General features: G+C 38.0%; 14 protein-coding genes and 1 tRNA gene. 6 read left to right on the top strand and 9 right to left on the bottom strand.

All coding sequences use genetic code 11. The features are described 5' to 3' along the window. Positions 1 to 133: 133 nt before the first annotated feature. Positions 134 to 217: transfer RNA gene (locus L1283_RS09025), tRNA-Tyr, on the bottom strand. A gap of 288 nt (positions 218 to 505) precedes the next feature. On the opposite strand from L1283_RS09025, the gene L1283_RS09030 reads away from it, so the two are divergent. The 6 genes from L1283_RS09030 (at position 506) to L1283_RS09055 (ending at position 6909) form a co-directional block, all read left to right on the top strand. Continuing rightward, entirely contained in the window at positions 506 to 1138 is a 633-nt protein-coding gene (locus L1283_RS09030) for a peroxiredoxin (protein WP_070562738.1), read from the top strand. An 84-nt stretch (positions 1139 to 1222) separates the two neighbouring features. After that, on the top strand, positions 1223 to 1537 hold the full coding sequence (locus tag L1283_RS09035) for a thioredoxin family protein (protein WP_046673204.1): 315 nt from the start codon (positions 1223 to 1225) through the stop codon (positions 1535 to 1537). A 4-nt stretch (positions 1538 to 1541) separates the two neighbouring features. Continuing rightward, positions 1542 to 1772 carry a DUF6952 family protein gene (locus L1283_RS09040; protein WP_236560329.1) on the top strand — a complete coding sequence of 77 codons (231 nt, stop codon included), beginning with the start codon at positions 1542 to 1544 and terminating at the stop codon, positions 1770 to 1772. A 656-nt stretch (positions 1773 to 2428) separates the two neighbouring features. Further along, the gene (locus L1283_RS09045; protein WP_429626053.1) at positions 2429 to 4882 is read left to right on the top strand and encodes a PIG-L family deacetylase; all 2454 of its coding nucleotides are present in this window, start codon (positions 2429 to 2431) and stop codon (positions 4880 to 4882) included. A gap of 7 nt (positions 4883 to 4889) precedes the next feature. After that, entirely contained in the window at positions 4890 to 5099 is a 210-nt protein-coding gene (locus tag L1283_RS09050) for a hypothetical protein (RefSeq protein WP_429626054.1), read from the top strand. Positions 5100 to 5193: 94 nt separating this feature from the next. After that, entirely contained in the window at positions 5194 to 6909 is a 1716-nt protein-coding gene (locus tag L1283_RS09055; protein ID WP_429626055.1) for a sodium:solute symporter, read from the top strand. 16 nt (positions 6910 to 6925) lie between these two features. Here L1283_RS09055 and L1283_RS09060 read toward each other — a convergent pair whose 3' ends face one another. From L1283_RS09060 to L1283_RS09095, 8 genes are all read right to left on the bottom strand, one after another. Further along, the gene (locus L1283_RS09060) at positions 6926 to 7786 is read right to left on the bottom strand and encodes an N-acetylmuramoyl-L-alanine amidase (RefSeq protein ID WP_429626056.1); all 861 of its coding nucleotides are present in this window, start codon (positions 7784 to 7786) and stop codon (positions 6926 to 6928) included. Between the two features lie 11 nt (positions 7787 to 7797). Then, complete coding sequence (locus L1283_RS09065; RefSeq protein WP_429626057.1) at positions 7798 to 8835, bottom strand: DUF3078 domain-containing protein; 1038 nt, start codon at positions 8833 to 8835, stop codon at positions 7798 to 7800. A gap of 22 nt (positions 8836 to 8857) precedes the next feature. Then, positions 8858 to 9610 carry a hypothetical protein gene (locus tag L1283_RS09070; RefSeq protein WP_333888519.1) on the bottom strand — a complete coding sequence of 251 codons (753 nt, stop codon included), beginning with the start codon at positions 9608 to 9610 and terminating at the stop codon, positions 8858 to 8860. Positions 9611 to 9680: 70 nt separating this feature from the next. After that, positions 9681 to 10514, bottom strand: a complete 834-nt coding sequence (locus L1283_RS09075; RefSeq protein WP_070562717.1) for a glucosaminidase domain-containing protein — start codon at positions 10512 to 10514, stop codon at positions 9681 to 9683. A gap of 15 nt (positions 10515 to 10529) precedes the next feature. Next, positions 10530 to 11054 (bottom strand): glucosaminidase domain-containing protein, encoded by a 525-nt coding sequence (locus L1283_RS09080; RefSeq protein ID WP_046673195.1) that lies wholly within the window; start codon positions 11052 to 11054, stop codon positions 10530 to 10532. Positions 11055 to 11076: 22 nt separating this feature from the next. After that, a complete protein-coding gene (locus L1283_RS09085) occupies positions 11077 to 11712 on the bottom strand; it encodes an O-methyltransferase (RefSeq protein WP_112375449.1) in 636 nt (211 codons plus the stop codon). 240 nt (positions 11713 to 11952) lie between these two features. Next, a complete protein-coding gene (gene folE, locus L1283_RS09090; protein WP_046673193.1) occupies positions 11953 to 12582 on the bottom strand; it encodes a GTP cyclohydrolase I FolE in 630 nt (209 codons plus the stop codon). Between the two features lie 28 nt (positions 12583 to 12610). Then, on the bottom strand, positions 12611 to 13024 hold the full coding sequence (locus tag L1283_RS09095) for a 6-pyruvoyl trahydropterin synthase family protein (protein WP_070562714.1): 414 nt from the start codon (positions 13022 to 13024) through the stop codon (positions 12611 to 12613). Positions 13025 to 13608: the final 584 nt, after the last annotated feature.

Raw genomic sequence — 13608 nt, forward strand, 5'->3', positions numbered from 1 at the left:
TGGTTATACTAAAGCCATTAACATCCACAATAGCAAAAAATCTATATTAAAGCCGTTTCATGTACGATGGAATAGTCCCGAACAAACGCAAATTTAGAACCTGAAAGATAAACTGGATTTAGAAAATGAAAAATGGTGGAGGGAGAAGGATTCGAACCTTCGAAGCCGAAGCAACGGATTTACAGTCCGTCCCATTTGACCGCTCTGGAACCCCTCCAGCATTGTGTTGTTCTAGAATTGAACGTCGCAAAAGTAGCTTTTGATTTGCAAAACTGCAATTATTTTAGGCCATAAATTTGTAACTACCGCAGTATTAATTCATTTATTTTCAAGAAACATTCAAATGATCTGTTCATCATGAGATCAAGTTATCATTATTATAATAAAAACTTATTGTTATAATCTAGTCATAATAGATTTTGACGATAGTGTATTGGTAAAATCAATTCGCTTTTTGCATCGAGTTGCTGTATCTTTGTGTCAACAAAAAAAAGAAAGATATATTATGAGTTTCACAGGTAAAAGTTTTCCAAGCATTACAGTAGATGCAATTGATTATTTAGGCGACAATTTACAAATCAACATTTTTGAAAAAGCAGTTAAAGAAGGTAAAAAAGTGCTTTTATTTTGGTATCCAAAAGATTTCACTTTCGTATGTCCTACTGAATTGCACGCTTTCCAAGAAGCAGCTGCTGAGTTTGAAAAACGCAATACAGTCTTAATCGGCGCTTCTTGCGATACAAATGAAGTACACTTTGCCTGGTTAAACACAGCAAAAGATAACGGTGGAATTGAAGGTGTTGAATATCCTCTTTTGGCAGACACCAACCGTAACTTATCAAGTATATTGGGAATCTTAGATGTTCAAGAAGTTGAACACCCTGAATACGGAACATTGGCTCAAGGTTCTGCGGTTACTTATAGAGCAACTTACTTGATCGATGAAACTGGCCGTGTATTCCATGAATCAGTAAACGACATGCCTTTGGGCCGTAACGTTAAAGAATATTTACGTTTGATCGACGCTTACGCTCACGTTCAGAAATTTGGCGAAGTGTGTCCTGCAAACTGGGAAGAAGGTAAAGATGCCATGAACGCAGATAGAAAAGGTGTAGCTGATTATTTAGCGAAACACTAACAATACAATACCACAGTGTCTTATCAACAGGAGCTTTTCCCGGCTCCTGTTGATTTCTCCAACAATCACCTTAATAATAAAATCATGTTACAAGAATTAGAAAACGATAATTTACAAGAAATTGTAAACAATAACGATATTGTGATGGTTCAGTACTCTGCCACTTGGTGCGGTAACTGCAAAATCATGAAACCAAAATTCAAAAAACTGGCTGGCGAAAATGATAGCGTACCTTTTGTTATTGCTGATGCAGAAAAATTTCCTGAATCCCGCAAACTGGCAAATGTCAATAACCTACCCACTTTTGCCGCTTTTAAGAACGGTAAATTAGTCAATCAGGTACAAACAAATAAGTTAGACGCATTAGTAGAATTATTCAATGAAACTACCAGTAATTAAGCATTTGACAGAGTTCATCGAGCAGAATGATGTAGATTATGTCCTGGAAACAATCGAGACACTGGAAGCATTAACCGAAGCTCCTTTAAAGGATGAAGAACTTGACGTTCTTGGTGAATTGATTTCAAACCTATACGGAGCTGTAGAGGTTGATAAATTAATTAAAGAAGGTAACTCAAAAAAAGACGCGTTAAATATGTTTATGAAGCGTGTTCTAGGTGCTATTGATAAATAGTCTTTGCAAAAAAGCATTCGTGTGAAACTTTCTTTAAAGGTTGTTCCTGTCGTTTTTGAGCATTTGAAGCATAAAAACTAACATCAATTGAAATTTGTCAAACAAATATGCAATTGGATTTAGACCAATCCAGATTTTTTTTAAGGTAGTGGAGAATCTATCTTACCCTAAAGATCGTTGTATTGCAGCATCTTAAACGCATGACGCCTATATATTATATGTTTTCCAAAAGCTAAAATGTTGACAAAATTTAGCAATGTGGAAAACTAATTAAAGTAATCTAACAGAACTAAATATTTTCTACATATATTTACTATGTTAAAGGTTGCCACTTGGAGCGAAGCGACAAAATAACTATTCTCTAAAAATTCGTTTCAGGAAAAAATATTTTAATTGTTAAACGGAAATTCCAAATTGATTGGGATTTCCGTTTTTTATTTATGCCTATATTTTACCATTTAGTGATCTATCCCTCTACCTCGTCACTCAAACTAGCTTCCTTTTATGGCCCTAAGTTTAATTCGCCTAATATCCATAAGTCAAAGCAATATACCAACGTCACAAGTGGGCTAATTAAAGACTGTCAATTAAAAAGACACGCAATAAAATTACAATCTCCAACAATCCGTTGTTCATCAAAATTTTTATCTTTAAACATGCGAAGACCTTTTCTCTCTGTTATCATTATTTTGGCTGGCATCTTGTCAACTTCAATCGTTAAAGCACAGAATCCACAGTGGAACGCTGCTGAAATTAAACTTCATCTAGAAAAACTGAACGTGCTGGGGTCGGTACTCTATTTTGCAGCACATCCCGATGATGAAAATACCCGGCTAATCGCTTGGCTAGCGCAGGAAAAAAAATATAAAACAGGCTATTTATCCCTAACTCGAGGTGATGGGGGACAAAACCTTATCGGAACAGAACAAGGTATTGAACTTGGATTGATTCGAACGCAGGAATTACTGGCAGCTCGAAAAATCGATAAAGGTGAGCAATTTTTTTCATCAGCATACGATTTTGGATTCTCGAAGACTCCAGAGGAAACTTTCGAATTCTGGGATAAACAGCGTGTTCTCCGCGAAGCCGTATGGATTATCCGCAAATTTAGGCCCGATGTCATCATCACGCGTTTTCCTCCCGATTCAAGGGGTGGCCATGGTCATCATCAAGCCTCGGCCATTCTAGCACATGAAGCCTTTAAAGCTGCTGCTGATCCGAATATATTCCCAGAGCAACTTCAATTTGTACGCCCCTGGAAAGCTAAACGCTTGCTTTGGAATACAGCTAACTTCGGAGGTCAAAACAATACACGTGAAGATCAGTTAAAAATAGATATCGGGGATTACAATTCTCTTCTAGGAGCCTCTTATGGAGAAATTGCCGCACACAGCCGTTCATCACACAAAAGCCAAGGCTTTGGTTCGGCAAGCCAACGTGGCTCTTCAATCGAATACTTTGAGTATGTAGACGGTGCACCTGCAAAAAATACACTCTTGGATGGAGTTGACACCTCATGGAAAAGAATTCAAAACGGCAGTAAAGTTGAGTCCTTAATTGACCACATCAATCAAACATATCAAATTGATAAACCCGAATTGATCATTGCTGAATTGATCCAACTGTACAAAGCACTGGATCAAATTGATGATGAATACTGGAAAACTGAAAAGAAAAAAGAGGTTGAAAAACTAATTCTTGCCTGTGGTGGAATTTGGTTCGAAAGTATCGCTAAAAATCCATCCTATGCCTTGGAAGATCAGATCAAAGTAGAACATTCCATTATTGTTCGACGTCCAAATGTAACCGTTGAGCTGACCCAAATAAATGGAAATAGCATTCATGAAACACTAAAAATAAACAAGCTACAAAGAGACTCTGTTCTTATACATGCCGACAGGACGACACAACCATACTGGTTGATTGAACCGCATGGAAAAGGCAAATTTAATGTCAGTGATTTTAACCTGACTGGCTATCCAGAAAACCCCTATGCTCCAGAGGTATCATTTCAACTCCGGATCAATGGTGAAAATATCACACTCAGTCAGCCCATAAAATATAAATATACCGATCCTGTTCGTGGCGAAATCTACGACCCCATTGTGATCGTCCCACAGTTGACGGCAAAAAGTTCCAGCCCTTTGGCACTTACACAAAATGCCCACACTGTCAAAATAAATCTGACTTTTCAGAAAAACGGACAAGCAAACACAACCACGTTTAACGTCAGACCGAATGTACCTAAAGGCTGGGAAGTTTCACCGGCATCTTTTGACCTATCTTTTGACAAAGGCGAACGTATAATTTCCAGAGAGATCAGCATAAAACCATCAGATGCTTCTAAATCTTCCATTGATACCCTGGACTTCCTCTTAGCAAACAAAGAGCACTTAAAAGAGATAAAATCCATCGATTACAATCATATACCTAATATTGTTTATTTCCCAGATGTCGCTATAAAAATGAGCAATGTCAACCTGATCAACGACATAAAGAAAGTGGCATACATCCATGGGGCAGGGGATCTAATTCCGGAGTCGCTGGCGGCCATTGGTATTAAAGTCGATGTATTAAGTAACGAACAGGCATTAAAAGCAGATCTCTCTAGCTACGATGCTGTAATCTTGGGTGTACGAATATTCAACGTCAACAAGCAAATTGCACAGCTCCAAAACAGACTACTTGCGTATGTGAACATGGGTGGAACGGTCCTGGAACAGTACAATGTAAACAATGGACTGTTCTCAAAAAACTTTGGCCCTTTTCCTTTTAGCATCGGCAGAAGCCGTGTAACAGACGAACTTGCAACGGTACATTTCGATAAAAATGACCCGATTTTTAATTACCCGAACAAGATCAGCGAAGCTGACTTCGAACACTGGGTGCAGGAGCGGGGACTCTACTTTGCGGAAGATATCGATAAAAAGTACCGCACCCCGATCACCATGCAAGATCCCGGCGAACCGTTACATAATGGCTCATTACTCATTGCTCAATATGGAAAAGGTAAATTTGTTTATACATCTTTGTCTTTTTTCAGACAATTGCCTGCCGGGATTCCCGGAGCTTACAGATTATTCGTAAATTTGCTATCAAAATCAAAATAATATAATAATGGAAAATCAGATTGACAACAACTGCACGACAATTGATGCTGGCAAAGCAAAAGGAATCATTCTTTTAGTTGCTGTAGTATTTGGTGCATTAATTGGATTCACTGCAAACGAGACATTTTTAAGCATCTTTGGAGGTGCTATTGTCGGATTGATTATCGCTGCTATTTTTAATAGCGTTATCTATCCTCAAAAGCCTTCAGATAGATAAGAAAGATGAATAGCTGGAAGCGTTTCTACTGGTTGGTCGTTATCTGGCTATTCGTATTCATCCTTTTTCTGTACATTTTCACGAACCACTATTCATGAGTACAGCAGATTGGATCGTTTTATTTCTGACACTCTTATTTATTGTCGTATATGGCGTTTATAAGAGTAGGGGTATAAAAAATATTGACGGATATCTTCTAGGTAATCGTTCTTTACCTTGGTATCATGTCGGATTATCGGTAATGGCGACACAAGCGAGCGCCATTACTTTCTTATCTGCCCCTGGGCTGGCCTATTCTTCTGGAATGAGTTTTGTCCAATTCTACTTTGGTCTTCCGTTGGCCATGATTGTGCTCTGCATTACATTTGTCCCTATTTTTCATAAGCTAAAAGTATTTACAGCCTACGAATTTCTAGAAAAACGGTTTGATGTCAAAACCAGAGGGCTCACCGCCATTCTTTTTTTGATACAGCGGGGAATATCAACGGGTATTACCATCTTTGCACCGGCTTTAATTATATCAACCATCCTTCATATTGATCTAACATGGACTACATTGGCCATAGGAAGTTTTGTTGTTATCTATACGACCTATGGAGGAACCAAAGCCGTGTCTCACACACAGTTGCTTCAAATGAGCATTATCTTTGGATCATTACTCGTAGCAGGTATATTAGTTATCCATCTGTTGCCAGAGTCTATTGGATTATCAAAAGCACTTCATATTGCAGGAAAATCAGGAAAAACCAATGCATTGGATTTCACTTTTGATCTCAATAATAACTATACGCTTTGGACAGGACTAATCGGTGGTTTTTTCCTACAGCTTTCCTACTTCGGGACCGACCAAAGTCAAGTAGGTCGTTATTTGACAGGGGCTTCGATCAAAGAAAGTCGCATGGGATTAATTATGAATGGTCTATTGAAAATCCCTATGCAATTTGCTATCCTGTTGATTGGAGTTCTGGTATTTGCCTATTATCAATTCCATCAGCCGCCCATTTTTTTTAATCAAGTCGAGATCAAGAAGCTAAAAGAAAGCAAATATGCTCCTGACTACCAGCTTCTCGAACAAAAGCATAGCGAGCTATTTAAAACACGTGAATCTGTTGTTCAGCAGCTTAATACAGCATTGGATCACGACGATGAAAAAAGAATTGCTGATTATCGATCCTCACTCGATCAACTTAATGCAAAAATGCAGGTCGTAAAAGAAGGAACCTTGGACTTAATCAAAAAAAACAACCCAACAGCGGAAACGAATGACAATAATTATGTCTTTCTTTCTTTTGTGACAAGCGTCTTCCCAAAGGGTCTAATTGGGCTACTCATAGCGGTCATTTTTCTCGCATCCATGGGGTCTACGGCAAGTGCTATTAACTCATTGGCCTCAACAACGACCATTGATATCTACAAAAGATTTATTAATCCTAACTCATCTGAAAAACAAGACCTTTTGTGGTCGCGTTTATTTACGTTGATCTGGGGTACATTTACTGTTATTGTTGCTTTGTATGCGAACAGATTGGGTAATCTCCTCGAAGCGGTCAATATCTTGGGCTCACTATTCTATGGTACTATCCTAGGGATTTTTATCGTCGCCTTCTACATGAAGAAAATTCAAGGCAAAGCTGTTTTTCTTGCAGCCATTCTTTCCGAAATTATCGTGATAGCAGTATGGACGATGAATAAGATTCCTTTTCTTTGGCTAAATCTTATTGGCTGCCTAGCTGTCATGTTAATCGCCTATATCGTACAACTGGGGGTGAAAGCACCTCGTCCTATAGAGGACAAAAGGGATCTTGAATAAAAAAAAGCCTGATTGCTCAGGCTCCGTATTTTTTATAGATATTGTACAATACACTCTTATCATATATGGTCAATTCGGGGGTTGTATCCCGAACGACAAATTTTCGTTTAAAGGCAACGATAGCGGCTTTTAGATTGGACGTATCATAACCAATAATTTTAAGCGCGTCTATCGCATTAAAGCTATCAGGAGGGGCCACAAGCTGTCCTTCATCATACCATATTCCAAAACCCCGTTCTGCAAGCTTTTTCCACGGGAAAAAAACGCTTGGATCATTCTTGCGTGATGGAGCGATATCAGCATGGCCAATAAAATTATTTGCTGGAATTAAATAACGCGATTTCAAGGTATCAAGCACAGTCATCAATGAATTAATTTGTGCCTCAGGAAAAGGCTCCCTACCATTATTATCCAATTCTATACCAATAGAACAGGAGTTCATGTCGACAATAGAACCCCATTTTGCCACCCCTGCATGCCAAGACCGAACATAATCGTTCAACATTTGTATAATCTCCCCATTCCGGCCAATGACATAATGTGAACTCACTTTAGTTCTTGGAATCTGAAAGGTTTTGATCGTCTGCCCAATACTATCTTGTGCTGTATGATGAATAATGACATAGTTAGGTTTACGAACATCATAATGTATGGCTTCCTCTTGGCGCCAATAAGGATGGTTTCCAGATTTCTGTAAAAAAACAACCTTTCTTTCCTCAGGTGTCAATAAATTGGTATCTGGCTTAGCTTCGACTTTCTCTTCCACAACCAATGCAGAAGCAAATGACGCAACTAGCGGTTTTGCAACCACCGGCTGTATCTTCGATTTGCAGCTTGCCAAAGACAGCAATGAACAAAGCAATATCCCTATTGACACAGACCTAAACATTATTTTGGTAAACTATAGACTATACCCAATGCCAGCGACTGGCTCAACTGTACTCTTGAAATAACATCTGGATCATAGATCATAATACCATTTAAGTTCACATTGATGACTCTCGTGACTTTTGCCGTTACAGTTACATCCAGACGGTGTGTAGGATTGGAAAGTTTCTCGTAATCAGCAAAAAGGTTATAACGAGCCTTTACATTCAGTTTATCTGTGAAGTTTTTGTCTAGGTTACCCGTTAGCTGGAATGCCAGTGCATTGGCAAAAGTGCGGTCTTCCTTTACACCAAATCGTTCACCAGTACCCGCACTTGGATTGTTAGGATCTCTATAATAGCCATATTTCTCAAAGAAACCTTCTCCAGAACGAGGCTTAACACGCTCATCCAAGATAAAAGTTTGACGTGCAGTACCCGTACCAAAACGCAAGGAAAATTCGTTACTAGGCTTATATTCAAGACCGAAAGATTCTGTCAGATAAGCTGGTGCCATAAACGCATTCTCAATATAGTCTATTGTATCTCTGCCGTTAACCGTTTTATATTTATAACCCGCATCAAATTGCGACTCAAATGTCACCGACGTAAACAATGCCCAATTGGCAGACAATTTATAAGAAAGCTTATTATCCCAAAATATACGGTCATTATTCTTCTTCGCAATATTATTGGTATTCTTTATCTTTCCATAACGTAAATCAACTTCGGTCACAAAATTGAAATTGTCCTTCGTATAATCCGATTTATGATTCGCATTCAATCCTACAGCAATAGAACCAACACCCCCACCTTTCCAATTATCATTAAATGACGCCTGGTTTAAATTGATCCCGAATTTTGTCCAATGTTTCCAATAGTCTACCTCTAAGTTTAGTTTTGGAACTATAGGACGAATCGTTTTAATATTTAATGGTTGCTCTTTCTGTACAGAAATTACGGTATCTGGTTTTGCTCGAAGATCTTTCAGATCCTGTGCTTTTAAGCTGGTAATAGAAAGGCAAAGCAGAGCCATGCCGACAAAATTGAATAACTTCATTCTGAAAACGTCTATTTTTTGTTTACGGTACTAATTTATAATTAATTGTTGGAAAAGGCTCAATAAAATATTGCGAAGGGTTCAATTGATACCGTGAATAACAATCTTTGATATAATTCACCAATTCATAATCACTCGCTGAGAGAATAAAGAAATAGGAGGGTCTAAATATCCTTCTAAATCGTTCAGCTTCTTCGCTATTTAATCCTGTAATCTTACTGATAAGCTCTTTCGTAAATTTGTAATCGATCACATTTTCCTTATAATCGTTTTCAATGGTTTTAGTTAGTCGACGTGCTCTTTTAGCCTCCTTGCTAAATAAACTATAAATTGAATTGATGCTTAATCCAGCCCCATTTGGGCCAACAGAAAATACGTCTCCATAACCCGCAAGACGATACGCTTTCTCATAATCCTCTTTTGCTTTTTTCAGAATTTCCTCTGGTGTCTTGCGTGCAAAAACCTGAACTTCATCAATATAAAACGATTCACGTACCAAATGAAACAGCAACAATCCGCGGTTATCCACCTGAAGAGTATCTGAAAAATAGCCTTTACATAGCGCAACAATATGATCTCCTAGTTGTGCATTAAAGACAAATTCTCCTTTAATAGTATTATAATTGACCTCGCCAGTACGTAAGTTGGCCAGCCTTACATTTCCAATACGTTGTTTGGTATTTTTATCAAAAACGATACCCTCGACTTTTTTATCTTGGCAAAAAAGTGGAGAGGTAAAGCCCACAAGGGCAATAAGTAGAAAAATATATCGCAATAGTATCACTTTCGTAAAACTACTATATCGCTGTACAAAAGCGAAATATTTAACATCTTTTAAAGCGTAACTATTTAGATATAACCAATAGCTGCCCTAAAGATAGCGCATCATCGGTAAGACCGTTTAGGGATTTGATCTGATCAACGGATACATTGTACAGCTTACTGAGCGAATATAACGTATCCTGCGCTTTAACCTCATGAATACGCATAGCTACCGGGCTCTTGATTTCTTCTGTCTTTACGACGGTAGGAGGGGTTTCTTGTACATTCTGCACGATCTCGACCTGAACAGTCTCTTCACGTACAACCTTTTCACGTGGCGATTCACCGCGATCGTATTGATCAAGATGATATCTTTCGATCATTTCGATCAGCAATTCAGGATAACGCGGATTGGTGGCGTATCCAGCCGCTTTCAAGCCTTTGGCCCAGCCTTTATAGTCGTTCTTATCCAACTTAAAGAGTGCCGCATATCGCGGTCGTAACAGAAACTCTGAGTGATCCCGAAAAGATTGTTCGGGATTTTCATAAACCCGAAAACAGTCATTGATATTATCATCGGGACGAGTCACGGATTTTCCTTTCCAAACGCCACCGCATTTAATACCGAAATGATTATTAGCCTCACGCGCAAGATAACTGTTACCATTACCGGATTCCAGTAAAGCCTGAGCAAGTTTAATGCTCGCAGGAATACCATATTTATTCATTTCTGCAACGGCCACATCTTTGTAATGAGCAATATAGTCGTTGCCAGCCATGGTAGGTCGCCCCACAGAAGAGGATGAAGAAGTTTTTGAATTGGAGCCAGATTTAGTGGAGGAAATTGTGCCTCTCCGGCTTGAACATGATGTAATCAACATCATGAATACAAACATGCCATAAAAAAACTTCTTCATGCAATACTATCGCGCTTATTTTTTTGTTGACGAGAATCTATTTTGCTTAGCATCATTATCAAACATATCCAAATGATATTGTCTAATAGTAGCGAGTACTTTTGCTGTCCAACCTTTACTCGTAGAGTAGCCCGAACGAGCAATCGCTTTTACCCAAGCTTCGTATTTTTCACCGGGATGTTTTTCAAAAAGACTCTGAGTAGTCTTTTTTCTTTTTACTATTCCTACAAAATCATCATACGAGTCCATTACAGACCGATAACCTTTGTAAGCTGACCGAATAACGGTACTGTTGTTTTTTCCTTTGACACCAAAATGGTTATTCAAATTTTTTGCTACCCTGCTACCACCATTTCCGCTTTCATGCATAGCGATGGCTAAGATAACCGATGCTGGAACACCATGTTCCTCCATCATTTCTTTTGCTATTGGACTGTACTTATCGACATATGCCGCATTACTTTGAGCTGAAACTTTTGTTAATCCAAAAGTTCCCAAAGCTAGTAACAGTACAAAGCTTTTTAATTGTTTTAAATTCATGAAGAATGTTTTAGTTCACAAATTACTTCTTGCGCAAGGCAAAAAGTCCGTCTCGAATCGGTAATATTACCTTTTCTACGCGCTTGTCCTGAGCTAAACGTGCATTCAAATCAATGATCTGCTTTGTTTGGTTGTCTGGTTTTGAATCTAACACCTTACCTTTCCATAAGACATTGTCAATCAAAATAAGTCCCCCAGACGGAACTTGATTTATTATCGTTTCGAAATAATATAAATTTCTCTTTTTGTCCGCGTCGATAAATACCAAATCAAATGTTTCATCTAATGTAGGTAGTATTACCGCTGCATCTCCAATATGATAGTTGATTTTATCAGCAAATGCCGATTCATCAAAATAACCTTGGACGCGTTCTTGTTGCTCTGCATTGATATCGATAGTATGCAATATCCCATCTTCCTGCAGCCCTTCTGCGAGACACAACGTTGCGTATCCCGTAAACGTTCCTATTTCCAAAATACGTTTCGGAGCAACCACTTTACTCAATAAAGAAAGAACTCTTCCCTGGTAGTGCCCAGATAACATATGGGGCATTGTTTCCTTCAAATAAGTCTCCCGATTTACCCTTTTCAGTAACGAATTTTCCTCGTCTGTAGTATGTTCCAAATAGGACTCTAAATCGTCGGCAACAATTTCCATAACCACAAAGGTACCAAAAAACATTTTTATGATAAAAACTTTTTTTTACAAAAAACTGAATATCAATTAAATACAATTATCCTTTTGTAAAGAGCATTTTTCATAAATCGCCTCAGAAGCATAAAAAAGCAATATTGCCATTTTTTGATTTTCTATTTTGTTTTCAAATTCTATCAAAAAAAAAGCCCACTAAAAGAGGATATTTTAGCAGGCTTTTTTTATTAATAAACAACAAATATACTAAGCAAGATCAGCAGTGATCAAGCGTAAAAATTCGGATCTTGTGACATCATTTTGGAATGCGCCAGTAAATGCAGAGGTAGTCGTTACGGAATTCTGTTTTTGAACACCACGCATGGCCATACACATATGCTTGCATTCCATCACCACAGCTACTCCACGAGCGCCTAAAGTTTCTTGAATACAATCCCTGATCTCATTGGTGAGACGTTCCTGAACTTGCAGGCGACGCGCAAAAATATCAACGACACGTGGTATTTTGCTTAAACCGACAATATGGCCATTTGGAATATACGCGATATGGGCTTTACCAAAGAAAGGCAACATATGGTGCTCACAAAGAGAATATACTTCAATATCCTTAACGACAACCATTTGACTGTAGTCTTCCTCAAACATAGCACCGCGTAACACTTCCGCAGCATCGATATCATAGCCATGCGTCAAAAATTGCAATGCCTTTGCAACACGTTCTGGTGTTTTCACTAAACCTTCACGTTTTGGATCCTCCCCCAGACATTCCAATATATCTGTATAATGAGCAGCGATGCGATCTACCTTTTCAGTATTGTATTTGTCGATCTTAATATATCCATCCAACTCTTCGTTGTCAAATGAGTGTTGACTCATAGTTTCTACTATTTAAATGTATTAAAGATTAATCGCCAAAATATTCGACGTAATTATTTTCTGTTTCATGCAAACGGACACTATGCAAGATCACACCCTGTTCATCAAACAGCGGTTTTAAGATCTTAAATATTTCGATTGCTATATTCTCCGTAGAAGCCATGACTCCCTTCATAAAATCAACATCTAAATTGAAATTACGGTGATCGACTTTGTCAATGATACTACGATTGATTATTTCTTTCATGATCTTTAAATCGATCAAAAAACCAGTCTCCGGATTGACTTTTCCTTTAACTGTTACATAAAGATCATAATTATGTCCATGCCAATTTGGATTGGAGCAAAGACCAAATACCTGTTCATTCTGCTCTTTACTCCAGTCTTCACGATAGAGCTTGTGCGCAGCACAGAAACGTTCGCGACGAGTTATAAATACCATAATGATACAAAGATAAGGCATTAAGAGCAATTAAAACATCTCAATTTAAGGAATGAAGTCAGAATATAGTAATATAATGGAGTGCCTTCCGCCTTTTGTCATCACACAGGGATAAAAAGCTCCTTATTCTTAGCTGTAACATGATTTCGGGAATTAATTTGCTAAGACTTCGCAGTGAGTTTTTGTATGCACCCTGTTGACAAAAGTGTTGCCGGATAATGCGGATACTTTAGCATGATATTCTTTGTGTTTTAATTAGGTTTTACTTAGGTTTTAGTTAGGTTTTGTTTAGGTTTAGTATAGGTTTGACCTAAATTAAACCTAACTAAATTCTAAACTAAAGGTATATAAAAGCTAAACTAATATATAAGAAGGTCATAGCTGTTTCTGATTTCAATAGGCTAAAAATGGCACCGTTCGGACTCGATGATCAAAAATGATTTCGTAGCAACTAATCAGTTAACCTTATTATTATAATCAAGCTCAAATTTGTAAGCAGGACGAATTCCTAGCTCGCTATTTTTATGCTAAAAAAAGGTATGCCTGCAATATAATTTGTAATTTTCCATCAAAAACGAATTTAT

Source organism: Sphingobacterium sp. HSC-15S19, assembly GCF_050433745.1.
Lineage (GTDB): Bacteria > Bacteroidota > Bacteroidia > Sphingobacteriales > Sphingobacteriaceae > Sphingobacterium > Sphingobacterium siyangense.

What these genes read in the sequence shown, in the direction of transcription:
- L1283_RS09030 (WP_070562738.1), top strand. Translation starts at nt 506, where the DNA reads ATGAGTTTCACAGGTAAAAGTTTTCCAAGCATTACAGTAGATGCAATT.
- L1283_RS09035 (WP_046673204.1), top strand. Translation starts at nt 1,223, where the DNA reads ATGTTACAAGAATTAGAAAACGATAATTTACAAGAAATTGTAAACAAT.
- L1283_RS09045 (WP_429626053.1), top strand. Translation starts at nt 2,429, where the DNA reads ATGCGAAGACCTTTTCTCTCTGTTATCATTATTTTGGCTGGCATCTTG.
- L1283_RS09050 (WP_429626054.1), top strand. Translation starts at nt 4,890, where the DNA reads ATGGAAAATCAGATTGACAACAACTGCACGACAATTGATGCTGGCAAA.
- L1283_RS09055 (WP_429626055.1), top strand. Translation starts at nt 5,194, where the DNA reads ATGAGTACAGCAGATTGGATCGTTTTATTTCTGACACTCTTATTTATT.
- L1283_RS09065 (WP_429626057.1), bottom strand. Translation starts at nt 8,835, where the DNA reads ATGAAGTTATTCAATTTTGTCGGCATGGCTCTGCTTTGCCTTTCTATT.
- L1283_RS09075 (WP_070562717.1), bottom strand. Translation starts at nt 10,514, where the DNA reads ATGAAGAAGTTTTTTTATGGCATGTTTGTATTCATGATGTTGATTACA.
- L1283_RS09080 (WP_046673195.1), bottom strand. Translation starts at nt 11,054, where the DNA reads ATGAATTTAAAACAATTAAAAAGCTTTGTACTGTTACTAGCTTTGGGA.
- L1283_RS09085 (WP_112375449.1), bottom strand. Translation starts at nt 11,712, where the DNA reads ATGGAAATTGTTGCCGACGATTTAGAGTCCTATTTGGAACATACTACA.
- folE (WP_046673193.1), bottom strand. Translation starts at nt 12,582, where the DNA reads ATGAGTCAACACTCATTTGACAACGAAGAGTTGGATGGATATATTAAG.
- L1283_RS09095 (WP_070562714.1), bottom strand. Translation starts at nt 13,024, where the DNA reads ATGGTATTTATAACTCGTCGCGAACGTTTCTGTGCTGCGCACAAGCTC.